At 74.6% G+C, this 25,392-nt stretch carries 28 protein-coding genes; 21 read left to right on the top strand and 7 right to left on the bottom strand.

What is annotated here, in order from left to right; translation table 11 throughout:
• Positions 1-107 precede the first annotated feature (107 nt).
• The 10 genes from HWY08_RS11005 to HWY08_RS10960 all read left to right on the top strand — a co-directional run bounded on the left by HWY08_RS11005 (position 108) and on the right by HWY08_RS10960 (position 8,077).
• On the top strand, positions 108-1,037 hold the full coding sequence (locus tag HWY08_RS11005) for a RimK family alpha-L-glutamate ligase (RefSeq protein ID WP_176064949.1): 930 nt from the start codon (positions 108-110) through the stop codon (positions 1,035-1,037).
• Positions 1,030-1,422, top strand: a complete 393-nt coding sequence (locus HWY08_RS11000) for a general stress protein B (RefSeq protein WP_176064948.1) — start codon at positions 1,030-1,032, stop codon at positions 1,420-1,422. Before HWY08_RS11005 ends, HWY08_RS11000 begins: the two co-directional genes overlap by 8 nt.
• A 50-nt stretch (positions 1,423-1,472) precedes the next feature.
• Positions 1,473-1,694 carry a hypothetical protein gene (locus tag HWY08_RS10995; protein WP_176064484.1) on the top strand — a complete coding sequence of 74 codons (222 nt, stop codon included), beginning with the start codon at positions 1,473-1,475 and terminating at the stop codon, positions 1,692-1,694.
• Between the two features lie 129 nt (positions 1,695-1,823).
• Entirely contained in the window at positions 1,824-2,447 is a 624-nt protein-coding gene (locus tag HWY08_RS10990) for an L-threonylcarbamoyladenylate synthase (protein ID WP_176064946.1), read from the top strand.
• Positions 2,448-2,502: 55 nt separating this feature from the next.
• Positions 2,503-3,402, top strand: a complete 900-nt coding sequence (xerD, locus tag HWY08_RS10985; RefSeq protein ID WP_176064944.1) for a site-specific tyrosine recombinase XerD — start codon at positions 2,503-2,505, stop codon at positions 3,400-3,402.
• Positions 3,403-3,504: 102 nt separating this feature from the next.
• Positions 3,505-4,128 (top strand): site-2 protease family protein, encoded by a 624-nt coding sequence (locus HWY08_RS10980; protein WP_235969571.1) that lies wholly within the window; start codon positions 3,505-3,507, stop codon positions 4,126-4,128.
• A gap of 17 nt (positions 4,129-4,145) precedes the next feature.
• Complete coding sequence (gene trpS, locus HWY08_RS10975; RefSeq protein ID WP_176064942.1) at positions 4,146-5,129, top strand: tryptophan--tRNA ligase; 984 nt, start codon at positions 4,146-4,148, stop codon at positions 5,127-5,129.
• 22 nt (positions 5,130-5,151) lie between these two features.
• Positions 5,152-6,057: a segregation and condensation protein A gene (locus HWY08_RS10970; RefSeq protein ID WP_176064941.1), complete on the top strand. Its 906-nt coding sequence runs from the start codon at positions 5,152-5,154 to the stop codon at positions 6,055-6,057.
• On the top strand, positions 6,054-7,163 hold the full coding sequence (scpB, locus tag HWY08_RS10965; protein WP_176064940.1) for an SMC-Scp complex subunit ScpB: 1,110 nt from the start codon (positions 6,054-6,056) through the stop codon (positions 7,161-7,163). The genes HWY08_RS10970 and scpB overlap by 4 nt, the downstream gene beginning before the upstream one ends.
• Positions 7,160-8,077: a pseudouridine synthase gene (locus tag HWY08_RS10960; protein ID WP_176064939.1), complete on the top strand. Its 918-nt coding sequence runs from the start codon at positions 7,160-7,162 to the stop codon at positions 8,075-8,077. The genes scpB and HWY08_RS10960 overlap by 4 nt, the downstream gene beginning before the upstream one ends.
• Positions 8,078-8,081: 4 nt before the next feature.
• Here the strand turns inward: HWY08_RS10960 and HWY08_RS10955 are convergent, their stop codons facing one another.
• Genes HWY08_RS10955 through HWY08_RS10940 form a run of 4 tightly spaced genes read right to left on the bottom strand, consistent with a single transcriptional unit; the run spans position 8,082 to position 12,288 of the window.
• Positions 8,082-9,821 carry an STN domain-containing protein gene (locus tag HWY08_RS10955; RefSeq protein ID WP_176064938.1) on the bottom strand — a complete coding sequence of 580 codons (1,740 nt, stop codon included), beginning with the start codon at positions 9,819-9,821 and terminating at the stop codon, positions 8,082-8,084.
• A gap of 18 nt (positions 9,822-9,839) precedes the next feature.
• Positions 9,840-10,352, bottom strand: a complete 513-nt coding sequence (locus tag HWY08_RS10950) for an anti-sigma factor family protein (RefSeq protein ID WP_176064936.1) — start codon at positions 10,350-10,352, stop codon at positions 9,840-9,842.
• On the bottom strand, positions 10,349-10,987 hold the full coding sequence (locus tag HWY08_RS10945) for a sigma-70 family RNA polymerase sigma factor (protein ID WP_176064934.1): 639 nt from the start codon (positions 10,985-10,987) through the stop codon (positions 10,349-10,351). Before HWY08_RS10945 ends, HWY08_RS10950 begins: the two co-directional genes overlap by 4 nt.
• Before the next feature lie 56 nt (positions 10,988-11,043).
• On the bottom strand, positions 11,044-12,288 hold the full coding sequence (locus HWY08_RS10940; protein ID WP_176064933.1) for an ArsB/NhaD family transporter: 1,245 nt from the start codon (positions 12,286-12,288) through the stop codon (positions 11,044-11,046).
• A 68-nt stretch (positions 12,289-12,356) separates the two neighbouring features.
• Here HWY08_RS10940 and rtcA point away from each other — a divergent pair, with 68 nt between their 5' ends.
• The 11 genes from rtcA (at position 12,357) to HWY08_RS10885 (ending at position 22,407) form a co-directional block, all read left to right on the top strand.
• On the top strand, positions 12,357-13,475 hold the full coding sequence (rtcA, locus tag HWY08_RS10935) for an RNA 3'-terminal phosphate cyclase (protein WP_176064932.1): 1,119 nt from the start codon (positions 12,357-12,359) through the stop codon (positions 13,473-13,475).
• Positions 13,476-13,533: 58 nt separating this feature from the next.
• On the top strand, positions 13,534-14,619 hold the full coding sequence (locus HWY08_RS10930; protein WP_176064931.1) for an Mrp/NBP35 family ATP-binding protein: 1,086 nt from the start codon (positions 13,534-13,536) through the stop codon (positions 14,617-14,619).
• A 16-nt stretch (positions 14,620-14,635) separates the two neighbouring features.
• Positions 14,636-15,109 (top strand): hypothetical protein, encoded by a 474-nt coding sequence (locus HWY08_RS10925; RefSeq protein ID WP_176064930.1) that lies wholly within the window; start codon positions 14,636-14,638, stop codon positions 15,107-15,109.
• Complete coding sequence (locus tag HWY08_RS10920) at positions 15,106-15,438, top strand: hypothetical protein (RefSeq protein ID WP_176064929.1); 333 nt, start codon at positions 15,106-15,108, stop codon at positions 15,436-15,438. Before HWY08_RS10925 ends, HWY08_RS10920 begins: the two co-directional genes overlap by 4 nt.
• A gap of 90 nt (positions 15,439-15,528) precedes the next feature.
• Positions 15,529-16,380, top strand: coding sequence for a 3-hydroxybutyryl-CoA dehydrogenase (locus tag HWY08_RS10915; RefSeq protein WP_176064928.1), 852 nt, complete (start codon positions 15,529-15,531; stop codon positions 16,378-16,380).
• A 30-nt stretch (positions 16,381-16,410) separates the two neighbouring features.
• Positions 16,411-17,190, top strand: coding sequence for an enoyl-CoA hydratase/isomerase family protein (locus tag HWY08_RS10910; RefSeq protein ID WP_176064925.1), 780 nt, complete (start codon positions 16,411-16,413; stop codon positions 17,188-17,190).
• Between the two features lie 81 nt (positions 17,191-17,271).
• Entirely contained in the window at positions 17,272-17,838 is a 567-nt protein-coding gene (locus HWY08_RS10905; protein ID WP_176064923.1) for a MerR family transcriptional regulator, read from the top strand.
• A 157-nt stretch (positions 17,839-17,995) separates the two neighbouring features.
• Complete coding sequence (locus HWY08_RS10900; protein ID WP_176064921.1) at positions 17,996-18,583, top strand: chromate transporter; 588 nt, start codon at positions 17,996-17,998, stop codon at positions 18,581-18,583.
• Positions 18,580-19,104, top strand: a complete 525-nt coding sequence (locus tag HWY08_RS10895; RefSeq protein ID WP_176064919.1) for a chromate transporter — start codon at positions 18,580-18,582, stop codon at positions 19,102-19,104. The genes HWY08_RS10900 and HWY08_RS10895 overlap by 4 nt, the downstream gene beginning before the upstream one ends.
• Positions 19,105-19,199: 95 nt before the next feature.
• A complete protein-coding gene (locus tag HWY08_RS10890; RefSeq protein WP_176064917.1) occupies positions 19,200-20,819 on the top strand; it encodes a B12-binding domain-containing radical SAM protein in 1,620 nt (539 codons plus the stop codon).
• A gap of 253 nt (positions 20,820-21,072) precedes the next feature.
• Positions 21,073-22,407 (top strand): DEAD/DEAH box helicase, encoded by a 1,335-nt coding sequence (locus HWY08_RS10885; RefSeq protein ID WP_176064915.1) that lies wholly within the window; start codon positions 21,073-21,075, stop codon positions 22,405-22,407.
• Positions 22,408-22,419: 12 nt separating this feature from the next.
• On the opposite strand, the gene HWY08_RS10880 is transcribed toward HWY08_RS10885, so the two are convergent.
• The 3 genes from HWY08_RS10880 to HWY08_RS10870 all read right to left on the bottom strand — a co-directional run bounded on the left by HWY08_RS10880 (position 22,420) and on the right by HWY08_RS10870 (position 25,194).
• Complete coding sequence (locus HWY08_RS10880) at positions 22,420-22,827, bottom strand: response regulator (RefSeq protein ID WP_176064913.1); 408 nt, start codon at positions 22,825-22,827, stop codon at positions 22,420-22,422.
• A gap of 127 nt (positions 22,828-22,954) precedes the next feature.
• On the bottom strand, positions 22,955-23,959 hold the full coding sequence (locus HWY08_RS10875; RefSeq protein ID WP_176064911.1) for a substrate-binding domain-containing protein: 1,005 nt from the start codon (positions 23,957-23,959) through the stop codon (positions 22,955-22,957).
• A 14-nt stretch (positions 23,960-23,973) separates the two neighbouring features.
• The gene (locus HWY08_RS10870; RefSeq protein ID WP_209005146.1) at positions 23,974-25,194 is read right to left on the bottom strand and encodes an alpha-hydroxy-acid oxidizing protein; all 1,221 of its coding nucleotides are present in this window, start codon (positions 25,192-25,194) and stop codon (positions 23,974-23,976) included.
• Between the last annotated feature and the right edge of the window lie 198 nt (positions 25,195-25,392).

Raw genomic sequence — 25,392 nt, 5'->3', positions numbered from 1 at the left:
ATACGGATCGCCGCTCCCTTGTCCGGCCGGGCGCGCGTGTCCAGCGTTAAGCGCGGCAGTCGGTGGAGGGGGAGGGGAGCGGGCCCTTGGCCAGGCGAGCAGCGCACGTGCGTTTCGGGGTCGTCACCGCCTGGCCGGCGGAGGACTGGCACAGCCGCCGGCTGCTGGCGAGCTTCGGCCGGCGCGGGGAGGCCGCGGCGGTGGACCCGGCGGCCCTGGCCGCGTTCGTCGGCGAGGCGGCGCTGGAGGTGCGGGCGAGCCAGCGGCCCGCCGCGCGCTTCGACGCGTGGGTGCTCGCCCGCGGGCTCGGGCGGAGCGGCGACCCGGACGTCCAGTTCGAGGTCTACCGCGCGCTGGAGGGGACCGGTTCGCTGGTGGTGAACAAGATCGACGCGCTGCTCTCGGCCCAGGACAAGCTGCGCACCTCCTGGCTCCTGCGGCGCGCGGGCGTGGCCACGCCGCGCGCGGCGGTGGCGCAGGCGCCGCGCCAGGCGGTGGCGGCGCTGGCCTGGCTGGGCGAGGCGGTGGCGAAGCCCATCGCCGGCTCGCTCGGCGACGGGCTGGAGCGGGTGCGCGACGATCGGGCCGGCCGGCGGGCGGTGCTCGACCGCGTCGGCCGCGACGGCGCCGTCTACCTGCAGGCGTGGGTCGAGCACCCGGGGCGCGACGCGCGCCTGTTCGTGGTGGGAGAGCGCGTGGCCGGCGCGATGGAGCGGAGGGCGCCTCCCGGCGAGTGGCGGACGAACGTGGAGCGCGGGGCGCGCGTGCGCCCCCTGCCCGCGGGCGGGCCGCTGGGCGCGCTGGCGGTGGCGGCGGCGCGCGCGCTCGGCCTCGACTGGGCCGGGGTGGACGTGGTGACGGGCCCGGAGGGACCGACGGTGCTCGAGGTGAACGGGAATCCGAGCTGGGTCGGGATCCTGGAGGCGACGGGCGAGGACATGGCGGAGCCGATCGCGGAGCACGTGTGGGCTCGCGCGCGGCAGCGGCTGGAGCGGACGAGACCCACACCGGAGCAGGCGGGAGCGAACCATGGCTGAAGAGAAGAAGGGCGGCAGCAAGGGCGCGATGACGGTCTCGGAGGCCGGCCGCAAGGGCGGCGTGCGGGTGCGCGAGACGCGCGGCCGCAAGTTCTACGAGGAGATCGGCAAGAAGGGCGGCGAGACGGTGAAGGCCGAGCGCGGCCGCAAGTTCTACGAGGAGATCGGGAAGAAGGGCGGGGACACGGTCAAGGCCGAGCGCGGGCCGCGCTTCTACGAGGAGATCGGGAAGAAGGGCGGCGAGACCATCAAGGCCGAGCGCGGCACGCCCTTCTACGAGGAGATCGGGCGCAAGGGCGGCCACAAGGTCCGCGAGCTCATCGAGAAGGGCAAGGCGGAGGCGCCGCACGGCGAGGGCGCGGCGACGGATCGCGAGCACCATTGAGGGGTCGAGCGGTAGTCCACGAGTCCGGGGAACCGGCGAAGGGGGGGTGCATGGAGTACGAGGAGAAGGGGACGGGGGCGGCTGGGGCTCCGCGGAAGGACGACGAGGAGTCGGCGGCGACGCCGCGCCGCGCCATGACGGTGTCGGAGGCGGGCCGGAAGGGCGGCATCACGGTCCGTGACGAGCGCGGCCACGCGTTCTACGAGGAGATCGGCCGCAAGGGCGGCCAGAAGGTCCGGGAGCTCATCGAGCGCGGGAAGACCCGCACCTGACGCTCGAGGCGCCCGGGCGCCACCCGCGACCGCGCGCGCGTCGACGCCTGCCGGGCTCACCCCCGGCGGGCGTCGGTGGCGCGCGTGCGCGCGCGTGCCGGGGCGCGCGGACCGTGCTAGAACCGCGCGATGGCGGCCGCCCCCATCGTCGAGATCGACCCGCAGCACCCGCAGCCGCGCCTCATCGAGCGCGCGGTGCAGACGCTCTCCTCCGGCGGCCTCATCGCCTTCCCCACCGACACCTATTACGCCATCGGCTGCGACCTGTTCGACAAGCGCGCCATCGAGCGCATCTACCAGCTGAAGCAGCTGCCCCGGTCGCACGAGCTGTCGTTCATCTGCCCCGACCTGGCGGAGGTGTCGCGCTACGCCATCGTGGACAACGCCGCCTACCGGGTGCTGCGCCGCAAGACGCCGGGGCCCTTCACCTTCGTCCTGCCGGCCACGCGGCTCGTGCCGGACCTCGTGCTGCGCCGCCAGAAGACGGTCGGCGTCCGGCTGCCGGACAGCCCCATCGCGCTGGCGCTGGTGCGCGCGCTCGCCCACCCCGTCATCAGCACCTCGGCCGCCGCGCCGGACGGCGAGGTCCTCATCGACGCCCACGACATCAAGGAGCGGCTCGGCCACGGGCTCGACCTCATCCTCGACGGCGGCTTCAAGCCCAACGAGGCCTCCTCGGTGATCGACCTCACCGGCCCGGAGCCGGTGGTGGTGCGGCAGGGGAAGGGCGACACGAGCGACCTGCTGCTCTGAGCGGCGCGCGGGCCGCGAACTGGACCCCCGCCCGCGCGGCGGTATCGTCTCCGCGGTGGCGAACCCGCTCGATCCCGCGCTCGATCTCTTCCTCGTCCACGTGCGGGTGGAGAAGGGGCTGTCGCCGAACAGCGTCGACGCCTACGCGCGCGACCTGCGGCGGTACCTCGACGACCTCCAGCGGCAGGGCGTCGGCGGCTGGGCCGACGTCCGGCGCGAGCACCTGCTCGCGCACCTCGACCACCTGCTCCGGGCCGGCCTGGGCGCCCGCAGCCAGGCCCGGGCGCTCTCGGCCATCCGCTCGCTGCATCGCCTGCTGCAGGCGGAGCGCTTGGCCGAGGTCGACCCCACCGAGGACGTCGACGGGCCGCGCCCGGCGCACAAGCTCCCCCAGCTCCTCTCCCGCGACGAGGTGGACCGCCTGCTCGCCGCCCCCCGGCCCACCACCCCGGCCGGCCTGCGCGACCGGGCCATGCTCGAGCTGCTCTACGCCACCGGGCTCCGCGTCTCGGAGCTGGTCGCCCTCTCGGTGAACGACCTCCACCTCGAGACGCGCATGCTGCTCGCCCGCGGCAAGGGGTCGAAGGAGCGCATCGTCCCGGTGGGCGCGCCCGCCGCCGAGGCGGTCCGCGCCTACGTCGAGTCCGCGCGGCCGCGGCTCCTGCGCGGGCGGATCTCGAAGGACCTGTTCGTCACCCCGCGCGCGGCGCGCATGACGCGCCAGGGGTTCTGGAAGCTCCTCAACCGCTACGCGCGGGCGGCCGGCATCGCCCGGCGCATCTCGCCGCACAAGCTGCGCCACTCCTTCGCCACGCACCTGCTCGCCGGCGGCGCCGACCTCCGCGCCGTCCAGGCCATGCTGGGGCACGCCGACATCGCCACCACCCAGATCTACACGCACGTCGAGACGAGCCACGTGCAGCGGGTGTACGCGAAGGCGCACCCGCGGGCGTGAGCGGAAGAGGCGCGGCCCCGCGAGCGTTGACCGATCCGGCCTGCGCTGCTAAACAACCGTTCTTTTCAGGGGTTTTTCTTGGGCTTCGATCTGCTGTCCGGGGTGAAGATCCTCATCCCGCTCATCCTCTCCTTGTCCGTGCACGAGTTCGCGCACGCCTGGTCGGCCTGGAAGCTCGGCGACGACACGGCCGAGCGGTCGGGCCGCCTCACGCTCAACCCCCTGGCGCACATCGACCCCATCGGCACGCTGCTCCTGCCGCTGCTCGGGATCCCGTTCGGCTGGGCGAAGCCCGTCCCCATCAACCCGGCGCGGTTCCGCCGGAGCATCCGGATGAGCACCGGCACCATGCTCACCGCCGCCGCCGGGCCGCTCTCGAACGTCGCGCTGGCCGTCCTCTGCACCGTCGTGATGGGGCTCGGCTACCGGTACTACCCGGAGGCCATCTCGCGCGGCTCCGGCACCGGCGAGCTCCTCGGGATGATGATCCAGCTGAACGTCGCGCTGGCCATCTTCAACATGATCCCCGTCCCGCCGCTCGACGGCAGCCGCGTGCTGGAGGGCATGCTGCCGCTGCGGTTCCGCGGCGCGTGGGAGAGCTTCACGCGCTTCGCCCCGTTCGTGCTCATCGCCGTCTTCATCGGCGCCCGGTACATCATGGCCGGGCCGATGGGGGCCGTGTACGGGCTCCTCAACCGGCTGCTCGGCGCGGTCGCGGGCGCGTAGCGAGGGCTCATCCCACCATGACCAAGCCCATCGTCGTCTCAGGCATGCGCCCCACCGGGCGCCTCCACCTCGGCCACCTCCACGGCGCGCTCGCGAACTGGGTGCGGCTGCAGGACGAGGCCACCTGCTTCTTCTTCAGCGCCGACTGGCACGCGCTCACCACGAGCTACCACCAGACCGAGTCGATCAAGCAGGCCGAGCGCGAGATGTTCGTCGACTTCCTCGCCGCCGGCATCGACCCCCAGAAGGCCACGCTCTTCGTCCAGAGCCAGGTGAAGGAGCACGCGGAGCTCTTCCTCCTGCTCGGCATGATCACGCCGCTGGGGTGGCTCGAGCGCTCGCCCACCTACAAGGAGATGCGGGAGAACATCACCGACCGCGACCTCGCCCTCTACGGCTTCCTCGGCTACCCGGTGCTGATGACGGCCGACATCATCCTGTACAAGGCCACCCGCGTCCCGGTGGGCGCCGACCAGGTGACGCACCTCGAGCTCGCGCGCGAGATCGCGCGGCGCTTCAACTTCCACTACGGGCAGGTGTTCCCCGAGCCGGCGCCGCTGCTCACCAGCGCGCCCAAGATCCTGGGCACCGACGGCCGGAAGATGTCGAAGAGCTACGGCAACGCCATCCACCTCGGCGAGTCGGCCGAGGAGACGGCGAAGAAGATCATGCCGATGGCGACCGACCCGGCCCGCAAGCGCCGCACCGACCCGGGCGAGCCCGACGTCTGCGGCATCGGCTTCCTGCACAAGGTCTACTCGACCCCCGAGACCATCGCCTGGATGTACGCGGGCTGCCGCTCGGCCGGGATCGGCTGCGTCGACTGCAAGAAGCGGCTGCTCGAGACGCTGGGGCCGGCGCAGGACGCGCTGCGCGAGCGGCGCGAGGCGCTGCTGGCCCGCCCGCAGGAGGTCGAGGAGCTGGTGCAGCTCGGGACCCGCAAGGCGCGGGCGGCCGCGGCGCGCACCATGGAAGAGGTCCGCGCCGCGATGAAGCTGTAGGCGGGCGGCGCGCGGGAGCGGGATGTCGAAGGCGCCGGCACAGCAGGCGGTCGCCCCGGGCGATCACGCCGCCGAGGGCGAGGGCGAGGGCGCGCCCGGCCGCGCCGCGCTCGACGCCTTCCGCGTCACGCTGCCCTCGGTGAAGGACGGGCAGCCCCCGTTCGAGGGCCCGCTCGACCTGCTCCTCCACCTGGTGAAGGAGCACCAGCTCGATCTGTTCGACATCCCCATCGCCCGCATCACCGAGGGTTACCTGGCGACGCTCGAGGCGATGCGGCAGCTCGACATCGACATCGCGGGCGAGTTCCTGCACATGGCGGCGCAGCTCATCCTCATGAAGAGCAAGCTGCTCCTGCCGCGCACCGAGGTGGCCGAGGACGCGCCGGCGGACGAGGCGGCCGGGGTCGATCCGCGGGCGGAGCTGGTGCGGCGGCTGCTCGAGTACCAGAAGTACAAGGCGGCGGCGGAGGACCTCGCCCAGCACGACCTGCTCGACCGCGACGTCTTCGCGCGCCAGGTGCGCGCGCCGCCGGTGCAGGCGCCGGAGGGGCCGGAGGGCCTGGCCGACGTCTCGGTGTTCAAGCTCATCGAGGCGCTCGACCGCGCGCTCGCGCACGCCAAGCCCGGCTTCGGCCACGAGGTGGTGACCGACCGGCTCTCCATCACCGACGCCATCTCGCGCGTGGCCGAGGTGCTGCGCCTGCGGCGGCGGGTGTCGTTCGAGGAGCTGCTCGGGGGCGGGGAGGAGCGGCCGACGCGGGGGACGGTGCTCGCCACCTTCCTGGCGCTGCTCGAGATGGCGAAGCTGAAGCTCATCCGCATCTACCAGGCGTCGGCCGACGAGGCGGGCGCGGGCGCGGAGATCGTGGTCGAGGCCAAGGCGACCCTCGGCGAGGGACCGGTCGCGGCCACGGAGGATTACCGGTGACCGAAGAGACGAAGGATCCCGCCGCCACGGTCTCCACGGCGGAGCTCGACGCGCTCCAGGCGGCCGAGGACGCCAAGGGCGATCCCGCGCTCGACGAGGTGGAGCCGGCCGACATCGAGGTGCACGAGGGGGAGAAGGAGGAGCCCTTCGACAAGCTGGCGGCCAAGGCCAAGAAGCTCCCCGCCGAGCGCGTCCGCGCCGTGGTGGAGGCGCTGCTCTTCCTGGCCGAGAAGCCGCTCACCCCGGAGGAGGTACGCGCCGCGAGCGGCCTCGAGGTGCCGGTGGTGCAGAAGGCGCTCGACAAGCTCGCCGGGCACTACCGCGACGGCGTGTGCGGGATCGTGCTGCACGAGGTGGCGGGGGGCTGGCAGTTCCGCAGCGCGCCCGACCTCTCCGACTTCGCCCGCCGCTTCCTGCGCGTGAAGCCGCAGCGCCTCACCCGCGCCGCGCTCGAGACGCTCGCCATCATCGCCTACCGCCAGCCGGTGACCCGCCCCGAGATCGAGGAGATCCGCGGCGTGGACTGCGGCGCGGTGGTGAAGGCGCTGCTCGAGCGCAAGCTCATCAAGATCCTGGGCAAGAAGGAGGAGCCGGGGCGGCCCATGCTGTACGGCACCACCCGCGAGTTCCTCGAGTTCTTCGCCCTCAAGGACCTCGCCTCGCTGCCGACGCTGCGCGAGTTCCACGAGCTGTCCGAGGAGCACCGCGACATCGTGGAGAAGGAGGCGCCGCCGGAGGAGGGCCCGAAGCTGGAGGGGCTCGTGGCCGAGCTCGCCGACCCCAACCTGCGCGCCGCGATGGAGGCGAAGCAGGCCGAGGGCGAGGCGGCCCTGGCGGAGCTGGAGCGCGCCATCGAGACGGCGGACGAGAAGACGCGCGCGGCGCAGGAGGCGCTCGAGCCGAAGCAGCCGCAGGCGGAGGTGTCGGAGGCCGTGACCTCGACCTCGACCCCGACAGCGACCTCGACAGCGACAGCGACCGCGATCGAAACCGCGACGGCGACCGCGACCCCGACCGCGAACGAAACGTCGACGTCGACCTCGACGGAGCCCCCGACCGCGACCCCGACCGCGGATGATGCGGAGTCGAAGGGCGAGATCTCATGACCGAGCGCCTGCAGAAGTTCCTCGCCTCCGCCGGGGTCGCCTCGCGGCGCAAGGCGGAGGAGATCATCTCGGCCGGGCGGGTCACGGTGAACTCGCAGCGCGTGACCGAGCTCGGCACCAAGGTCGACCCGGCGAAGGACCTGGTCGCCGTCGACGGCAAGCTCGTCTCCGCGCCCGAGGAGCACCAGTACCTGCTCCTCTACAAGCCCTCCGGCTGCGTGACGACGCTCTCCGATCCGGAGGGGCGCCCGACCGCCGCCTCCTACCTCGCGGGCGTGAAGGCGCGCGTCTTCCCGGTGGGCCGGCTCGACTACGACGCCGAGGGGGCGGTGCTCTTCACCACCGACGGCGAGCTGGCGAACCGGCTGGCGCACCCGCGCTACGGCCACCAGCGCGTCTACCTGGCCAAGGTGAAGGGCGAGCCCGCGCCGGAGCAGCTCGAGCGCATGAAGGCGGGGCTCAGGCTGGAGGACGGCCCGGCCAAGGCGCTCGAGGTCGGCGTCCACGAGCAGGCCGAGAAGAACACCTGGATCCGCATCGTGGTGGGGGAGGGGCGCTACCACCTCGTGAAGCGGCTGTGCGAGGCGGTCGGACTTCAAGTGTTGCGCCTCTTCCGCCCGGAGTTCGGCGGCGTCTCGGTGCAGGGGCTCCGGCCCGGCCGCTTCCGCCCGCTCGAGGCGGAGGAGCTGTCGGCCATGCGGCGGTCGGTCGGCCTCGACGGCGGCGTCGCCGGAGAGCCGTCCCAGGTGCAGCGCCGGCCGCTCCCGCGGGCCGCGCGCCGCCACGGCCACGGACCGCCGCCGGCGCCCGGGGCCGCGGCGCCGGCGCCGAAGGGTCAGGCGCCGAAGGGTCAGGCGAAGGGCCAGGCGCCGAAGGGCGCCGCCCGCCCGCCGCCCCGCCGCCGTCCGCGCTAGCGGCTCAGCGGCCCTCGGTCCCGGTCGCCGGAGGCGGCGCGGGGGGAGGAGAGGGCGGGGGCGGGGCGGTGGTGCCGTAGACAGGCGGCGGGGCCGCCGTGGGCGGCCGCCCGAAGCGCGTGCGGAGCACGATCCCGAAGACGAGCAGCCAGGCCGCGAGCCACGCCAGGGCGCCCAGGACCGGGAGCTGCCCGATCGCCACCAGCACCGCCGTGCCGATGGCGAGCTGCAGGATGGGCGCGCCGCGCTCGAAGTGGAACGGCACCAGCCGGCCGAGGTGGAGCGCGAGCGCGGTGTAGCCCATCACCGCCGCCACCAGCACGCCCAGCACCAGCACCGCCACGAGCGGGATCCCGACGATGGTGGCGACGAGGAGGAGCGCGACCACCGGCAGCGCCAGCGTGCCGAGGATGCCGGTCAGCACCGCCTTCAGCGGCGCCTGCGACACCGAGCCGGTCAGCGCCTCGACCCGCCGCGGGAACACCACCAGCAGGAGGAGCCCGAGCCCGAAGAAGACGGCGAACTGGACCAGCGCGTGCGCGAGGCCGAGCAGCGGGGTCCGCGGTCCGAACCCCGGCGTGCGGGCGCCCAGGAGCGCCAGCGCGCCGCCCAGCCCCGGCACGTCGAGGCTCACCTGCTCCCCCTCGACGGCGCCGGAGGGGTCGATCACGATCCGGCCGCCGACCGAGACCGCCTCGCCGGCGATGCGCGCGCCCGGGGACACGTGGATGTCGCCGCCGACCGCCACCACCTCGCCGTCCACGCTGGCGCCCGGGGCGAGCTCCACCGAGCCGAGCACCGCCACCACCTGCTCGGCGCTCGCGCCCTCGTCGAGGCGCACGTTGCCGGTGAGCACCACCACCTGCCCCGCGCGCTCGCCGGCGCCGACCACCTTGTCTCCGCGCGTCACCTGCGCGTTGCCGCCCTTGCCCGCGGCCCGGCGGGCCTCGCGCTGGGCGCGCTTGGCCTCGCGCCGGGCGTCCCGCTCGGCGCGCTGGGCGTCGCGCAGGGAGCGCTGCGCGTCGGCCCCCGGGTCGGCCTCGTCCGTGTCGTAGTGGAACGTGAAGCCGCGCTTCCCGCCCTGGATGACGAGGCTCGGCCCGCTCTGGCGCGCGACGGTGAGGATGCCCCCCTCGCGGCGGGCGGTGAGGCCGGCCTGGGCGAGCAGCGCCCGCAGCGCGTCCTCGACGGGCGCCTCGCGGAAGTGGCCGTTCACCGCGCCGCGGAGCCCGGGCGGCAGCACCAGCGAGAGCCCGCCGGCGTCCGCGACCTTGGTGAGCGCCTCGCCCACCGGCGCCTCGGCGAAGTCGCCGGTGAAGCGCTTCCCGGTGGGCTTCTCGAACCCGGAGAGGACCGGCACGTCGGCCGGCCCGGCGCGGCCGGGCGCGACCGTGACGACCTCGCCGCGGCGGGTGGCGGCGAGCGGCGTCCCCTCCAGCACGGCGTCGAGCGCCTCCTCCACCGGGACCCGGCGCAGGGTGAGCCGCAGCTCGCGCTCGCCCAGGCTGCCGGTGTGGGCGACGAGGCTCCAGCCGGCTGCCTCCGCGATCTTCGCCAGCGCGTCGTCGAGCGTGACGCTCTCGTCCTCGAGCGTGACGGTCTTCCCGCTCGGGTGCGCGGGCCACGCGCCGAGCCGCCTGGCGCCGGCCTGCGCGGGCGCCTCGCGCGGCGCGGGCGGTGGCGCCGGCGGCCGGGGCGGGGGCGGGGCGGCGAGGAGGAGGGCGAGCAGCGTCGGGAGGAGCATGGGATTCTCGGGCGCCGCTCAGGCGGGCGCCGCGGCGGTGCGCGGCACGAGGCGCGACAGGGCGAGGAGGAGCGGCAGGGCCAGCGCGGCGCAGCCGAGCGCGATCTGCAGCCGGAGCGCCCGCAGGAGCGGCGCCGCCACGTCGGCGGTCACCGCGGCAGCGCGGGCGGCGCGGGCGAACGCTTCGGTGGCGCCCGACAGGACCGGCGCCCAGCCGGCGCTCCCCGCCAGCGCGAACAGGGCCAGCGCGAGGCAGGTGGCGACGCCGAGGATGCCGAGCGCCAGCCGCCGGTCGAAGGCGCGCTCGCGCTGCGTGAGGTCGATGCGGGCCATCACGCCGGCGGTGAAGCCGGCCGGCGGCGCCGGCGCGTCGAGCCCGTCGAGCGCCGCCGCGAGCGCGCGGTACGACTCGACCACGAGGCCGCAGTCCTGGCAGGCCGCGAGGTGCTCGGCGCAGCGCGCACGCTCGGCGTCCGGGAGCGCGCGGTCCACGTAGGCCTGCGCCAGCTCGTCGGTGAGGTGGCTCGTCATGGCTCCCGCTCCTCCTCCGCCATCCGCTCCCGCAGCCTGGCGCGGGCCCGGTGCAGCCAGGTCATGACGGTGCCGATGGGCACCTCCAGCGTGGCCGCGATCTCCTTGTAGCTCATGTGCTCGACGTGGAAGAGGTGGATCACCTCGCGGTAGTTGTGGGGCAGCGCCGCCACCGCCGCCCCCACCGCGCTCGCCTGCTGCGCCTCCACCAGCTGCTCGTCGGCGGGCCGGACGGCGGCGTCGGGGAGCTCGGACCCGTCCTCGCGCCCACCGCCGACGGGCGCGTCGAGCTCCAGCCGGCGCGCCGGCGGGAGCCGGCGGCGGACGAGGTCGATGCAGTGATTCCGGGCGATGCGGAGGAGCCAGGGGCCGAAGGGGTTCGCGGCGTCGTAGGTGGCGAGGGCCGCGTAGGCGCGCACGAAGGTCTCCTGCGCGGCGTCGCGCGCCTCCTCCCGGTCCTGCACCAGGCGGCAGCACAGCCCGAACACCGCGCGCTGGTAGAGGTCGACGAGGCGCGCGAAGGCCGCGCGGTCGCCGCGCACGGCCTGCCGGACCAAGGTCAGCTCGACCGGCTCCTCCCTCACCGTCCGCCACCCCTCCGCGGGGATGGCCCCGTCGCACGTGCCGAGCGCCATCACGCCGATCATGCAAGGTCGTACGGCCGCTTTCCCCCCGTATTTCGCCGCGGGGATCACCCCGTCCAGCCGAGCGCGCGCTCGCCGAGCAGAATCCCGAGAGAAATCGCGAGGGTGACCGCGGTGACGGCCGAGCCGTAGCGCAGGAACCGCCAGAACCCGATCCGGCCGCGGTCGCCCGCCAGCTCGAGCACGATGAGGTTCGCGACCGAGCCGACCACCGTCAGGTTTCCGGCCAGGGTGGAGGCGAGCGCCGTCGCGAGCCACAGGAGCGCGGGCTCGGCCATGCGAGGGATCCAGTGCCCGGCGAGGAGCACGAAGGGCACGTTGGAGACCACCTGCGAGGCGGCCACCGAGAAGAGCGAGAAGACGACCGTCTGCCGCGCCGCGCCGGCGCCGAGGAGGGGCGCGATGCCCTCGTGCATCCGGTCGGCGGCGCCGGAGCGCCCGACGCCGGCGACCACCACGAACAGGCCGGCGAAGAAGACGAGCAGGGGCCAGTCGACGCGCATGAGCGCCTCACGCGGCGCCCGGCCCCCCACCGCGGTGCAGAGCGCGGCGCCCGCCAGCGCCGTCCACGCGAGCGGCAGCCCGGCGAGGAACCCCGCCAGCACGAGCGCGGTGGCGCCGAGCGCCTTCGCGAGCAAGGGTCCGTCGAGCGCGGGCCGCGCGAGGCGCCCGGCGGCGGCCAGCGGGCGGCGCGGGAGCTCGGCGCGGAACATCCGCTCGAGGAGCAGGGCGACGGCGACGAGCGAGGCCGCGGCCGGCAGCGCCAGCGCCGCCGCGAAGCGCGCGTAGGAGATCCCGGAGAGCGTCCCGACGATCATGTTCTGCGGGTTGCCGGTCAGGGTGGCGACGGACCCGGCATTGGAGCCGAAGGCGACCGCCAGCAGGAACGGGATGGGTGGCAGCTCCGCGTCGTCGACGATGCGCAGGACGAGCGGCGTCATCATCAGGCACACCGTGTCGTTGACGAGGAAGGCGGAGAGGCCGCCCGCGGCCAGGACGAGGCCCCACAGCAGCGCCCGCGGCGTCCGGACCGAGGTGACGACCTTCCAGCTCGCCCATCGGAAGAAGCCCGCCTCGGTCAGGTAGGCGGCGAGCATCATCATCCCGAGGAGCAGGCCGAGCGTGTCGCCGTTCACGGCCGCGCCCGCCTGCGCCGGGGTGAGCACGCCGGCCGCCACCATGAGCACCGCGCCGAGGAGCGCCGCGGACGGCCGGTCGAGCGATAGGTACGGGACGCGCCCGGCGGCGATGGCCAGGTAGGTCGCGCCGAACACGACGAGGGCGGCGGTCATTTGGACAGGCCCCGATGGGCTACACACGGAGGTTGAGCCGGCGGGCGCGATATAGCACGCTCCGCCCGATGCCCGAGCCCCACATCGTGCTCGACGGGAGCGCCGGGGAGGGCGGCGGACAGATCCTCCGCACCGCCCTCGCGCTCTCCGCCATCACCGGCAGGCCGTTCTCGATCGAGCGGGTGCGGGCGAACCGGCTCAAGCCCGGCCTGCGCCCGCAGCACCGGGCGGCCGCGCTGGCGACGGCGCAGCTGTGCGGCGCCGAGGTGGAGGGGGCGGAGGTCGGCTCGGCGCGCATCGCCTTCCGGCCCACCGCCCGCGCCGCCCCCGGCGAGCACGTGCTCGACCTCGGGACCGCCGGCTCGGCGCCGCTCCTCTTCCAGACCGTCTGCTGGCCGCTCGCGCTCGCCGGCGGCAGGTCGCACCTCACGCTGCGCGGCGGCACCCACCAGCAGCACAGCCCCACCTTCCACGACCTGGCGCTGGTGTGGGCGCCGGCGGTGGCGCGGCTCGGCTTCCGCTTCGACCTGTCGCTGCAGGCGGCCGGCTTTTATCCGGAGGGGGAGGGCGAGATGGCGGCGGTGGTCGAGCCCGCCCACCCCATGCCGCCGCTCGACCTCCGCCACCGCGGCACCCTCGACGAGGTCGAGGTGGTGGCGATGGTGGCGGGGCAGCCCTTCGCGACCGCCGAGCGCCTCGCCGAGCGCGCCTTGCGGCGGCTGCGCGACATCGGCGTGGCGGCGGACGCGACGCGGGTCCCGGTGCCGGCGCGCCGCTCGGCGGGGAGCCACCTCCTGCTCGTGGCGCACTTCGAGCGCGCGCGGGCCGGCTTCGGCGCGCTCGGCGACCGCGGCGACACCCCCGACCGCGCCGCCGACGAGGTGGTGGCGGCCTGCGCGCGCTTCCTCGAGGCGGGCGCGGCGGTGGACCCGCACCTCGGCGACCAGCTCGTGCTGCCGGCGGCGCTGGTCGCGGCCGGGCTCGTCCCGCCGCCGCCCGGGATCGTCCCCGCCACCCGCTACACGGTCTCCGAGGTCACCCAGCACCTGCTCACCACCGTGGAGGTCGTGAGGCGGTTCCTCGAGGTGGAGGCCGCGGTGTTCGGCCGGGAGGGCGAGGAGGGCGAGGTCCGCATCGAGCCGCCCGGCGGCGGCGTCGAGGTGCTGCCGCTCTCGCCCGCGAGCTGAGCCGCCGCCGCGCCGGGAGGTGGAAAGGGGAGGGGGCTCCCGCTATAAGCGTCCCCACATGGCCCTCGACCCGAAGACCGCCCTGGAAGCGCTGAAGAAGGTGCAAGACCCCGAGCTCCGCCGCGACCTGGTGACCCTGGGGATGGTGAAGGACCTGAAGATCGAGGGGACGGCGGTGTCGCTCCAGGTGGAGCTCACCACCCCGGCCTGCCCGCTGAAGGACACCATCGCGAAGGACGTCGAGGCGGCGCTGCGCCAGGTCGGCGCGACGCGCGTCGAGCTCTCCTGGGGCGCGCGGGTGCGCTCGGCGCCCGGCGTCGCCGAGGCGGCGCTCACCCCCGGAGTGAAGAACATCGTGCTCGTGGGCGCCGGCAAGGGCGGCGTCGGGAAGAGCACGGTGGCGCTCAACCTGGCGGTCTCGCTGGCGCGCATGGGGGCCCAGGTCGGCATCCTCGACGCGGACATCTACGGGCCCTCGCTGCCCGTCATGACCGGCACCACCTCGCGCCCCAACTCGAAGGACGGCAAGCGGCTCGAGCCCATCGTCGCGCACGGCCTCAAGACCATGTCGATCGGCTACCTCATCGACCCGGACCAGGCGCTGGTGTGGCGCGGGCCGATGGTGACCGGCGCCCTCCTGCAGCTGCTCCGGGACGTGAACTGGGGCGAGCTCGACTACCTCGTGCTCGACCTGCCGCCCGGCACGGGCGACGTGCCGCTCACGCTCGCGCAGAACGTCCGCGCGGCGGGCGTGGTGCTGGTCTCCACCCCGCAGGACGTGGCGCTCGCCGACGTCATCCGCGCCAAGCTCATGTTCGACAAGGTGAGCATCCCGGTCCTCGGCATCGTCGAGAACATGTCCACCTTCGTCTGCCCGCACTGCCGGCAGGAGACCGCCATCTTCGACCACGGCGGGGTCCGCGCCGCGGCGGACAAGCTGGGCATGCGCTTCCTGGGCGAGATCCCGCTCGACCTGGCGGTGCGCGAGGGCGGCGACCAGGGCGTGCCCATCGCCGCCGGCCAGCCCGACGGGCCGCAGGCGAAGGCGTTCTTCGCGGCGGCGCAGCAGGTGGCGGGCGCCATCTCGGTGCAGAACCTGAAGGCGCCCAAGCTCCCCGTGCTGGGCGCGCAGCCGCGCGCCTGAGAGAGGTCTCGCGACCATGGCGCCCGGCCCCGAAGACGACGAGGACCTGCCCGAGGCGCCCGACGCCGCCGCGGCCGGAGAGGCGGGCGACGGCGGCTCGCGCCGCGCCTTCACCGACACGGTGCGCAAGGCGGTGCTGACCGGCCTCGGAGCCGTCTTCCTCACCGAGGAGGGCGCGCGCAAGGTCGCCCGGGACTGGAAGCTGCCGAAGGAGATCGTCGGCTACATCGCCGGCCAGGCGGGCAGCGCCAAGGACGAGATCGTCCGGGTGGTGAGCGAGGAGGTCCGGAAGTTCTTCGAGTCCGAGGCGCTGCGGCGCGAGTTCCTGCGCCTCGTCACCTCGATGTCGATCGAGGTGCACGCCGAGATCCGCCTCAAGCCGGATCGCCACGGCAAGGTTGAGCCCCACGTGAAGGTCGCGAGCGTGAAGCCGCGCGTCGCGCCGCGACGCCGCGGCGAGGAGCACGGCGGGGAGCAGGGCGAGGAGTGAAGGCCGCCGCGCGGCTCGTCCTGCTCGGCGGCGCGGTGGCGCTGGGCCTGTTCCTCTTCCGGGCCAACCCCCGGGAGGTGACGCTGGTCTACGGCGTGGCCGGGAGCGGCGCGACGGGGCTCGAGGTGGAGCTCGTGCGCGGGGAGGCCGAGGTGGTCCGCCGGGCCGAGCTGCGGGTGGGCCCGGACGGCCAGGCCAGCCACCGCGTGCGCCTGCCGGACGGCGCGTACCGGGCCCGGCTCCGCCTGCTCGGTCCGGGGGCGCCGCGGGAGCTCGAGCGCAGCTTCACCGTCAGCGAGAGCGGAACCGTCGTCATCCCCGCCTCCTGAGCCGGCGGGGGAGGGGCCGCGCCCCCTCCGCGGGGCGCGTTGACAAGGCTGCGGGGCTCTCCTACACCTGGCGGGACGGGAGGCGCACGCATGGTGATCGAGCGGATGGCCGTCGTGGGCGCGGGCCAGATGGGCTCCGGCATCGCCCAGGTCGCGGCGCAGGCCGGCATCGAGGTGGTGCTCGCGGACGCGACGCCCGAGCTGGCGCAGAAGGGCCTGGCGCGGATCGGCGGCTCCCTCCAGAAGCTGGTCGAGAAGGGCAAGCTCGGCGCGGGCGACCGGACGGCGCTGCTCGCCCGGCTGCGCGCGGCCGAGCGGCTCGAGGACTGCGGGCGGGCCCAGCTCCTCGTCGAGGCAATCGTCGAGAACGAGGGCGCGAAGAAGGAGCTCTTCCGCCGCGCGGACGCGCTGCTGCCGCCCGAGGCGATCCTCGCCTCGAACACCTCGAGCGTCTCCATCACGGCGCTGGCGGCGGCCACGCGGCGGCCCGAGCGGTTCGTCGGGATGCACTTCATGAACCCGCCGCCGGTGATGCAGCTCATCGAGATCGTCCGCGGGCTGCAGACGAGCGACGCCACCTACCAGGCGGTCATGGAGCTCGCGAAGCGCTTCGGGAAGACCACCATCACCTCGAAGGACCGCCCCGGGTTCGTGGTGAACCGCGTGCTCATCCCGCTCCTCAACGAGGCGTGCTTCGCGCTGGAGGAGGGGCTCGCCAGCCCCGAGGACATCGACACCGGCGTGCGGCTGGGCCTCAACCACCCGATGGGCCCGCTCACGCTGGCCGACTTCATCGGCCTCGACACCTGCCTCTTCATCGCCGAGGTGCTGCACCGCGAGCTCGGCGACGACAAGTACCGGCCGGCGCCGGTCCTGCGCCAGTACGTGGCGGCGGGCTGGCTGGGGAAGAAGTCCGGACGCGGCTTCTACCGTTACGACTAGCGCCGCCGCGGGCGGCGGAAAGGCAACGCCATGGCGCTGCAGAACCTCCTGTGGCAGGTCGAGGACGGGGTCGGGCTCGCCACCTTCAACCGGCCCAAGGTGCTGAACGCGCTCGACGCGCAGACCATCGAGGAGCTGGGGCAGGTCGTGGCCGAGGTGGAGGCCGGGGCGGCGCGGGCGCTCGTGCTCACCGGCGCCGGCGAGAAGGCGTTCGTGGCCGGGGCCGACATCGCCGCCATGGCGCAGATGACGCCCGCCGCCGCGCGGCGCTTCGCGGAGCGCGCGCACGGCGTGCTGGCGCGCCTCGAGGCGCTCCCGGTGCCGGTGCTGGCCGCCGTGAACGGCTTCGCGCTCGGCGGCGGCTGCGAGGTGGCGCTCGCCTGCGACCTCGTCTACGCCGGCGAGCGGGCGCGCTTCGGGCAGCCGGAGGTGAACCTGGGCATCATCCCGGGGTTCGGCGGCACGCAGCGGCTGGCCCGGCGGGTGGGCGCCATGCGCGCGCTCGAGATGATCATGACCGGCGACCACTACGACGCGGCGCGGGCGAAGGAGATGGGCCTCGTGCTGGACGTCCTGCCCGCCGACCGGCTCCTCCCGTTCGTGAAGGAGCAGGCGCGGAAGATCGCGAGCCGCGGCCCGCTGGCGGTGGCCCAGGCGAAGCGGGCGGTGGTGGCGGGTGCCGACGTGGCGCTGCCGGTCGCGAACGAGCTGGAGCGGCAGGCGTTCTCGGGGACGTTCGCCACGGAGGACGCGCGCGAGGGGATGCGCGCCTTCCTGGAGAAGCGGCCCGCCGCGTTCAAGGGGGCCTAGCGCCCGCAGCCGTGGCGCCCGTCGCGTTGACAGCCTGACGTCGACTCGTTAGGTCCGTGAGCGGAAAGGGCGGGACGGCTCGTGGATACGGCGGAGTTTTCGTCGGGCGATCTGGCGCGGGCGACGGGTAACACCGTCCGGACCATCCGCTTCTACGAGGAGCAAGGGCTGCTCCGGCCCGCCGAGGTGAGCGAGGGCGGTCACCGCCGGTACACGGCCCAGGACCTGGAGAAGCTGCGCCTCATCGCCGACCTGCGCGAGCTCGGACTGCCGCTGTCCGAGATCCGCGCGGTGCTGGACCTGCGCGCGGGCTGCGCGACCGCCGCCGAGTTCGCCGCGCGCTTCGAGCACGTGCTCGTCTCGCACATCGAGCAAGCGCAGCGGCGGCTCGACCGGCTCCGGCGCGTGAAGCGCGAGCTGACCGAGGCGCTCAACGCCATCCAGACCCGGCTCACGTGCCAGGACACCGAGCGGTGCCCGTGCGCGGTCGGAGACAGCCTCGGCTCGATGCGGATCGTGAAGGTGCTGGCGCGCAACGGGCTGTGCCGGCACGAGGCGGCGGAGCAGGAGACGACCCCGGGCGTGGACGACCCGGCGGCCGCCGCCGCGGGACCTGCCGGCCGCGCGAAGGACGCGCCGGAACGGTGAGAACCCGGGCGCCCCCGGTCCCGGGCCTAGTTGACATAATCTCCATTATCAGACTCACGGTGGGCAGGTGCAGGAGCCTTGCGCTGGGCGCGGCCGCGCCCGGCGGCGCCACGATTCGCGGTTCCGCGCCGGACCGCAGGCGGATAGCCTGGCCGGGATGACGAGCGACGGTCACCGCCCCCCGGCCGCGCAGGCCCCCGGCTCGCCGCGCGCGCTGTTCGTCGCCTTCACGATCCTCGCCCTGCAGGGCTTCGGCGGCGTGATCGTGGTGGCGCAGCGCGTGCTCTGCGAGGACAAGCGCTGGCTGAGCCGCGCGGAGTTCGTCGAGCTCTTGTCGATCGGCCAGGTGCTCCCGGGCCCGAACGTCTGCAACGTCGCGCTCATGCTGGGCGATCGGTTCTTCGGCTGGCGCGGCGCGCTGGCGGCGCTCGGCGGCCTCCTCGCGGTGCCCTTCGCGATCGTGCTCTCGCTGGTGGCCGTGTACGCGCGCTGGGCGTCGGTCCCCGAGGTCGCGGGCGCGCTCCGCGGGATGGGCGCGGTGTCGGCGGGCCTCATCGCCGGGACCGCGCTGAAGCTCGGGGCGTCGCTCCGCGGCAATCCGCTCGGGCTCCCGGCGTGCGTCGCCTTCGGCGCCGGGTCGTTCGCGCTGGTGGGGCTCCTGCGCTTGCCGCTCGGCTGGACCCTGCTCGCGGTCGCGCCAGCGGCGTTCGGGCTGGCCTGGCGACGCGTCGGCGGCGGCCGATGAGCACCCTGGGCTGGGCGGTCTTGCTGGGCCAGGTCCTCCTGCTCTCGCTGCTGCAGGTGGGCGGCGCGCTCGCCATCGCGCCCGATCTGCACCGGCTGGTCGTCGGCCGGCTGGCGCTCCTCGACGACGCGCAGTTCGCCTCGTCCATCGCCATCGCCCAGGCCGCGCCGGGTCCGAACACGCTGTACGTCGCGCTGCTGGGGTTCCAGGCCGCGGGGCTCGCCGGCGCGGTCTGCGCGCAACTGGCGGTGCTGGCGCCCTCGTCGATGCTCGCCGTCGCGGTCGGGCGCTGGGGGCACGCCCGCCAGCATCACCGCGCGGTGCTCGCGTTCAAGGCGGGCATGGCCCCCGTCACCATCGCGCTCCTGGCGGCCACGAGCTGGATCATCGCGTCGGAGCTGCCGGGCTGGCGCCCCATCGCCCTCGCGGCCGCGGCGGCGCTCGCCGTCTGGCGCACCCGCCTCCACATCCTGTGGCTCATGGCCCTCGGCGCGCTGGCCGGCGCCCTCGGCTGGGTCTGAGGAGTTCGTCCCTGACCGGTACGTGCGTCGCCCTGCCCGCGCCGCCGTGAGCACGGGGGCCTCGCGCTCTCGGCGCCGTAGCGGTACCTTCGGTCATGATCCGGCCACCGGGGTGCAGGGCCCTCCTCGTCTCTCCCCGCTTCGCCGGGACCTCCTTCTGGAACTACCGGCGCACCTGCGAGCTCCTCGGCGCGCGGTACTCGGCCGCGCCGCTCGGGATCATCACCGTGGCCGCGCTGCTGCCGGCCGAGTGGGAGCTCCGCCTCGTCGACCGCAACGTCGAGGAGCTCCGCGACGAGGACCTGCGCTGGGCGGACGTGGTCCTGACGGGCGGCATGCTGCCCCAGCGGAAGGACGTGCTCGCGCTCGTCGAGCGCGCGCACGCGCACGGGAAGCCGGTGGTGGTGGGCGGCCCCGACCCGACCTGCGTCCCCGACGCCTACGGCGCGGCGGACTTCCGCGTGCTCGGCGAGGCCGAGGAGATCCTGGCCGACTTCGTCGCCGCCTGGCGCGCGGGCGCGACCTCGGGGACGTTCACCGCCACGCGCTTCCCCGACCTCGCGCGCTCGCCGGTCCCGCGCTTCGACCTGCTCAAGCTCGAGCACTACCTGCACGTCGGCGTCCAGTTCTCGCGCGGCTGCCCCTTCGGCTGCGAGTTCTGCAACGTCATCGAGCTGAACGGGCGCGCGCCGCGCACCAAGGGCACCGCCCAGCTCCTCCGCGAGCTCGACGCGCTGCGCGCGCTCGGCTACCGCGGCCACGTCGACTTCGTGGACGACAACCTCATCGGGCAGCGCAAGGCGGTGAAGCCGTTCCTGAAGGAGCTCGCCGCCTGGACCCGCGCGCGGCGGCGCCCCTTCGAGTTCACCACCGAGGCGAGCCTCGACCTCGGCAGCGACCCGGAGCTGCTCGCGCTCCTGCGCGACGCCAACTTCTTCGCGGTCTTCGTCGGGATCGAGACCCCCGACCCGGCGGCGCTGCTCGCCTCGAACAAGCGCCAGAACCTCCGCCGCGACATCGCCGCCAGCGTGCGCGCCATCCACGGCGCCGGGCTGTTCGTGAACGCCGGGTTCATCGTCGGCTTCGACGCGGAGGGCGCGGGCGTGGCGGACGCCATGGTCGGCTGCATCGAGGCGGCCGGCATCCCCGTCTGCATGGTGGGCCTGCTCTTCGCGCTCCGCGGCACCCAGCTCGCCCGGCGGCTGGCGGCGGAGGGCCGGCTCGGCGCGGAGGTGGTCTACGAGGCCGAGGACGCCGATCAGTGCACCTCGGGCCTCAACTTCACCACGCTGCGCCCGCGCCGCGAGGTGCTGCGGGACTACCGCGAGGTCCTCGCGCGCGTCTACGCGCCGGCGGCGTTCTTCGCCCGCGCGCGGCGCGTCGGACGCGAGCTCGACCGGTCGGCCCAGTCGGTGCGCCCCTCCGTGCGCAACGTGCTGCGGGACCTGCGCGGCTTCTTCGGGATGCTCTGGCTGCAGGGGGTGCGCGACCGGGCGGTCCGCGGCGAGTGGTGGCGGACGGTCGCCGACGCCCTCACCCACAACCCGGCCGCGCTCAAGATCGTCCTCTCCTTCGCCGCCCTCTACCTGCACCTCGGCCCCTACTCGCGCGAGCTCATCCGGAAGCTCGACGAGGAGATCGCCGCGCTCCCGCCGCCCGCGCCGCCGGGCGCGCGGCAGGCCGGCGCGCCGGCGGGTCCCGCCGGCGAGGCCTGATCGGCGCTCGCGCGATGGCGCGGGCGGGCGGGCGCCCGGCGCGCGCCTTGCATCGCTCGGCGCGAGCCGCTATACCTGCGCGGCCGTCCCGCTCCGGGACGCGCAGGCCCGCGCCGGCAGCGGCGGCGCAGGCTACAGCTCCCCCCGGCCTCCGGCGCGAACGCGCCCCCGCTGGCGGGAGACGGCCCCCGCCCCCACAGCATCGCCCCCGCGCCGGCTCGCCGCGCGCCCGGCGCCGCAGGAGTCCCTCGAGTTGAATCCCACGTCGTTCGCAGCACTGAAGCTCTCCCCGCAGTCCCTCCAGGCCCTCGACCGCGCCGGCTTCGAGCACCCGACGCCCATCCAGGCGGGCGCCATCCCGCCGGCGCTGGAGGGCCGCGACGTCATCGGCACCGCCGCCACCGGCACCGGCAAGACCGCGGCCTTCCTCCTGCCCATCATCGAGCGGCTGGCGGGAAAGCCCGGGACCCGCGCCCTGGTGCTCGCGCCGACCCGCGAGCTGGCGCTCCAGATCGGCGAGGAGCTGGAGCGCTTCGGGCGCAACCGCCGCGTCGGCGGCACGGTCGTCATCGGCGGCGTGGGCCTCGGCGGGCAGAAGGCGGCGCTCCAGGAGGGCCGGAGCGTCGTCATCGCCACCCCGGGCCGGCTGGTGGACCACCTGCAGCAGGGCCACGCGCGGCTCGACGGCATCGAGGTGCTGGTCCTCGACGAGGCCGACCGCATGCTCGACATGGGGTTCAAGCCGCAGCTCGATCGCATCCTGGCGAGGCTCCCGAAGAAGCGGCAGACGCTGCTCTTCTCGGCGACCATGGCCGGCGAGGTGGCCGACTTCGCGCGGGCGCACCTCCGCGAGCCCGTGCGGGTCGAGGTGGCCCGCAGCGGCACCACCGCGGCGCGCGCCGAGCAGCAGGTGTTCCTCGCCCCGCAGACGGAGAAGCTGGCGCTGCTCCTGGCGCTGCTGGAGCGCGACGACGTCTCCACGCTCGTCTTCACCCGCACCAAGCGGCGCGCCGACCGCGTCGCGAAGGGGCTCGACCGCGCCGGCCACAAGGTGGCGCGCATCCACGCCGATCGCTCGCAGGCGCAGCGCCGCTCGGCGCTCGACGGCTTCAAGGACGGCACCTACCGCGTCCTCGTCGCGACCGACATCGCCGCCCGTGGCATCGACGTCGCGGAGATCGGGCACGTCGTGAACTTCGACCTGCCGCACGTGCCGGAGGACTACGTCCACCGCATCGGCCGGACCGCGCGGAACCAGGCGAGCGGCCGCGCCTCGAGCTTCACCTCCCCCGAGGAGCAGGACCTGCTGCGCGCCATCGAGCGGCTCACCCGCGCGCCCATCCCGCGCGCGGAGGTGCCGCGCGAGGAGGCCACCTTCCAGGCCGAGCTCGCCCGGACCGCGCGGGAGGGTCCCCTCCCCTCCGGCGCGCCGCGCGCCGGGCGCCAGGCCCAGGCGGCGCGGCGGAGCAGCGGCGGCCGCGGGCAGGGCGCCCGCCCCGGCGCCAGCGCCCACCACTCGGCGGCGGCCGGCAGCGGCGAGGGCGCGAAGCCGCGGCGCATCGGCTCCTGGAGCCCCCGGCGCCGGTAGCCGCGCCCCGCCTCAGGCGCAGGCGAGCGCCGGCCAGCTCGGGACCGCCGTGCCCTCCGCGGCGTCGGCGATCCGCTCGGCGCCCTGCGCCAGGTCGAGCGCGGCGTCCGCGCCCAGCCAGCGCAGCTGGGCGCAGCGCGCCGGGTCGAGGCCGCGCCCGACCACCACCACCCGCAGGTCGCGCTCCCCGCCCGCCGAGCGGATGAGGCGCAGGAGCGACCACCCGTCGCGGCGCGGCAGGTCGGCGTCGAGCACCAGCACGTCGAGGTCGAGGAGCTCGTCGAGGAGCACGGTCAGGCCGCGCTCGCCGTCGGCGGCCGTCAGGACCTCGAAGCCGTGGCAGGCGAGGCCGCGGCGCAGCAGCTGGCGGGTACGGCGGTCGCCGTGGAGGAGGAGCGCTCTCGGGGTCGTGGCGGTCATGCCCGGCAGACGCGCCGGGCCGGCCCGTATTCAGCTCGAGGGGTAGGTGGATTCCCTACCGCGCCCGGCGCTCGAGGCGGCGCTGGGCCGGGCGCGATCGGGAATCGCGCCCGGCCCAGCCCGACGGCTATTTGGCCCGGGCCTTCGCCTCGGCGCGGAAGGCGTCGATGACCCGCTGCACCTGCTCGCTCGGAGCGCCGATCGTCACGAAGGCGAGCGGCCGCTCCACCTTCTTCGTCTGCACGATCGCGACCTGCTTCGGGTCCGCGAACTCGAGCCCGAGCGCGCCGACGCCGGCCTCGTCCTGGGCCACGCGGTCGTTGACCTCCTTCACGAACCCGACCGCCCTGGCCGCCGGGGCGTAGTCGGCGTTCCCCATCACCACCTGCTTCACCAGCCCGCGCGTCGCGCTGGCCGCGGCGTCGGTGTAGACGGCGATGGGCTGATCCTTGCCGCCGAGCTCCTTCCAGCTCGCGACCTTGCCGGTGTGGATGTCCTTCAGCTGCTCCCAGCTCAGGGTCTTCACCGGGTTGGACGGGTGCACCACGAACACCACCTCGGAGGTGGCGATGAGGTGCATGCGCAGGTCGGCGGGCGCCTGCTGCAGCCCGGCGGACCTGGCGGCCGCGAGGCTCGCCTCCAGCGAGGCGGACACCATGGCGAGGTCGCACTTGCCCTCGGCCAGCTCCTTCATCCCTTTCCCGGCGTTGTTCTTGTCGACCGCCAGGCTGATCCCGGTCGCCTTCTCGACGGCCGAGCGGTACGGGCTCACCACGCTGTCGAAGACGCTGGCGGCGCCGTGGATGCGGACCGGCGGCTGCTTCGCCGCCGCGGCCGGATCGCGGTGGCACGACTGGCAGTCGAAGGAGGCGGTCCGGCCGTCATGGCAGGCGAAGCACTTCGTGCCGTTGCCGTGATCATCCATCGAGATGAGCGCCTGCTTCCGGGCCGGGAACAGGTCGGCGTGGCAGCTCTTGCACGCGTACCCCCTCGACGCGTGCAGCCGCCCGTCGAAGATGACCTTCCCCTGGCCCGCCCCGCCGTACAGGAGCGCCTTGCCATCCGGCGTGGCGCCGGCGGGGCCCGCCAGCGCGGCCGCCAGCGCGGCCAGGCCCAGCATGAGCTTCTTCATGGGCGAGGGCTCCCTCACGCCAGGATGCTGCGGCTGACCTTCTTCACGCTCGCCGTGCCGGTCAGCACCATGGCGTCCACGAGCTCGGAGCGCATCTTCTCGAGCACCAGCTTCACGCCCTCGGCGCCGCCGCCGACCGAGCCGCGCAGCACCGGCCGGCCCACCAGCACCGCGTTCGCGCCCAGCGCGAGCAGCTTCAGCACGTCGGAGCCGTAGCGGACGCCGCCGTCGGCGAAGACGAGCGTGCGCCCCTTCACCGCCTTGGCGATGGCCGGCAGCACCTTGGCCGTGCCGGGGGTGTGGTCGAGCACGCGCCCGCCGTGGTTCGACACCACGATGCCGGCCGCGCCGACGTCGACGGCGAGCTGCGCCTCCTCCGGGGTCATGACGCCCTTGATGACGAACGGGAGCTTCGTCGCCTTGACGAGCTCGCGCAGCTGCGCCGGGGTCTTCGGCTCGACGATCTGCGGCGGCTTGCAGCGAGCGGCCCGGCCGGCCGAGTCGATGTCGATGAAGATCGCCTTCGCCCCGGAGGCCTCCACCATGTGCATGCGCTCGATGATGTCCACCTGCGCGCGCGGCTTCACCTGGGCGAGGCCCTTGCCGCCGAACTTCTTGATGACCGCGAGCCGGGTGGCGTAGGTCGTGACCGGGTCCTCGATGCCGTCGGCCGCGAACCCGAGGGTGCCGGCGGCGATGCAGCCGCCGATGACGCCCTCCATGTACTCCTCCTCGGTGACCTTGCCCTTGAGGCCCATGTTGTAGGTCACGCCGCCCGTGATGGCGGAGAGGATGGGCATCGACAGCTTCTCGCCGAAGAGCGTGATCGAGGTGTCGGGCTTCTTGACGTCGTGGAAGGTCTTCATGGCGAGGCCGTACGACGCCAGCGCCTCGAGGTTGTTCCGGAAGGCCTTGCCGGTCCCGATGCCCCCCATGCCCGGGACCTCGCCCGAGCAGGCCTGGCCGTCGCACTCCGGGCAGACGCGGCACTTCGGGTAGAGCTTCTCGCGGGCGGCCTTCATGACCTCCGGCAGCGTCTTGCCGCCGGGCGCCGCGGCGGCGGGCGCGCCCGCGGCGGCGGCGGGGGCCGCGGCCGGCCCGGCGGCCTCGGCGGCCTCGACCTTGACCGCGAGGCCAGCCACCGCCATCGCTCCGGCGCTCACCGCGGCGGTCTTGAAGAAATCGCGCCGGGTGACGGCCGGCTTCTGGATTTCACGGCGGTCGTTCTGGTTCACGTGGAAAGCTCCTGTGTAAAGGACGTTGATCCCGGTCGGGCCTGACCCGGCGGTAGCCATGTTAGGGGGTCATACACTTTGGGTACAACAAAGCGCTCGCTGGCGCGTCGATCTGCCGCAGGCCGACCGCGGTGCGGGGCGAGCTGCGCCCCGGTGCCGGACGAGCTGGGCCCCGGTGCCGGACGAGCTGGAGGCGCG

This window comes from Anaeromyxobacter diazotrophicus, assembly GCF_013340205.1.
Lineage (GTDB): Bacteria > Myxococcota > Myxococcia > Myxococcales > Anaeromyxobacteraceae > Anaeromyxobacter_A > Anaeromyxobacter_A diazotrophicus.
Note: the sequence above shows the minus strand (reverse complement) of the source record. Positions and strands in the feature narration are given on the sequence as shown.

Excerpts from the sequence above, each read along its gene's own strand:
- HWY08_RS11000 (WP_176064948.1), top strand. The coding sequence starts at position 1,030 with ATGGCTGAAGAGAAGAAGGGCGGCAGCAAGGGCGCGATGACGGTCTCG.
- HWY08_RS10995 (WP_176064484.1), top strand. The coding sequence starts at position 1,473 with ATGGAGTACGAGGAGAAGGGGACGGGGGCGGCTGGGGCTCCGCGGAAG.
- HWY08_RS10990 (WP_176064946.1), top strand. The coding sequence starts at position 1,824 with ATGGCGGCCGCCCCCATCGTCGAGATCGACCCGCAGCACCCGCAGCCG.
- trpS (WP_176064942.1), top strand. The coding sequence starts at position 4,146 with ATGACCAAGCCCATCGTCGTCTCAGGCATGCGCCCCACCGGGCGCCTC.
- HWY08_RS10970 (WP_176064941.1), top strand. The coding sequence starts at position 5,152 with ATGTCGAAGGCGCCGGCACAGCAGGCGGTCGCCCCGGGCGATCACGCC.
- HWY08_RS10960 (WP_176064939.1), top strand. The coding sequence starts at position 7,160 with ATGACCGAGCGCCTGCAGAAGTTCCTCGCCTCCGCCGGGGTCGCCTCG.
- HWY08_RS10955 (WP_176064938.1), bottom strand. The coding sequence starts at position 9,821 with ATGCTCCTCCCGACGCTGCTCGCCCTCCTCCTCGCCGCCCCGCCCCCG.
- HWY08_RS10950 (WP_176064936.1), bottom strand. The coding sequence starts at position 10,352 with ATGACGAGCCACCTCACCGACGAGCTGGCGCAGGCCTACGTGGACCGC.
- HWY08_RS10945 (WP_176064934.1), bottom strand. The coding sequence starts at position 10,987 with ATGGCGCTCGGCACGTGCGACGGGGCCATCCCCGCGGAGGGGTGGCGG.
- HWY08_RS10940 (WP_176064933.1), bottom strand. The coding sequence starts at position 12,288 with ATGACCGCCGCCCTCGTCGTGTTCGGCGCGACCTACCTGGCCATCGCC.
- rtcA (WP_176064932.1), top strand. The coding sequence starts at position 12,357 with ATGCCCGAGCCCCACATCGTGCTCGACGGGAGCGCCGGGGAGGGCGGC.
- HWY08_RS10930 (WP_176064931.1), top strand. The coding sequence starts at position 13,534 with ATGGCCCTCGACCCGAAGACCGCCCTGGAAGCGCTGAAGAAGGTGCAA.
- HWY08_RS10925 (WP_176064930.1), top strand. The coding sequence starts at position 14,636 with ATGGCGCCCGGCCCCGAAGACGACGAGGACCTGCCCGAGGCGCCCGAC.
- HWY08_RS10915 (WP_176064928.1), top strand. The coding sequence starts at position 15,529 with ATGGTGATCGAGCGGATGGCCGTCGTGGGCGCGGGCCAGATGGGCTCC.
- HWY08_RS10910 (WP_176064925.1), top strand. The coding sequence starts at position 16,411 with ATGGCGCTGCAGAACCTCCTGTGGCAGGTCGAGGACGGGGTCGGGCTC.
- HWY08_RS10900 (WP_176064921.1), top strand. The coding sequence starts at position 17,996 with ATGACGAGCGACGGTCACCGCCCCCCGGCCGCGCAGGCCCCCGGCTCG.
- HWY08_RS10895 (WP_176064919.1), top strand. The coding sequence starts at position 18,580 with ATGAGCACCCTGGGCTGGGCGGTCTTGCTGGGCCAGGTCCTCCTGCTC.
- HWY08_RS10890 (WP_176064917.1), top strand. The coding sequence starts at position 19,200 with ATGATCCGGCCACCGGGGTGCAGGGCCCTCCTCGTCTCTCCCCGCTTC.
- HWY08_RS10880 (WP_176064913.1), bottom strand. The coding sequence starts at position 22,827 with ATGACCGCCACGACCCCGAGAGCGCTCCTCCTCCACGGCGACCGCCGT.
- HWY08_RS10875 (WP_176064911.1), bottom strand. The coding sequence starts at position 23,959 with ATGAAGAAGCTCATGCTGGGCCTGGCCGCGCTGGCGGCCGCGCTGGCG.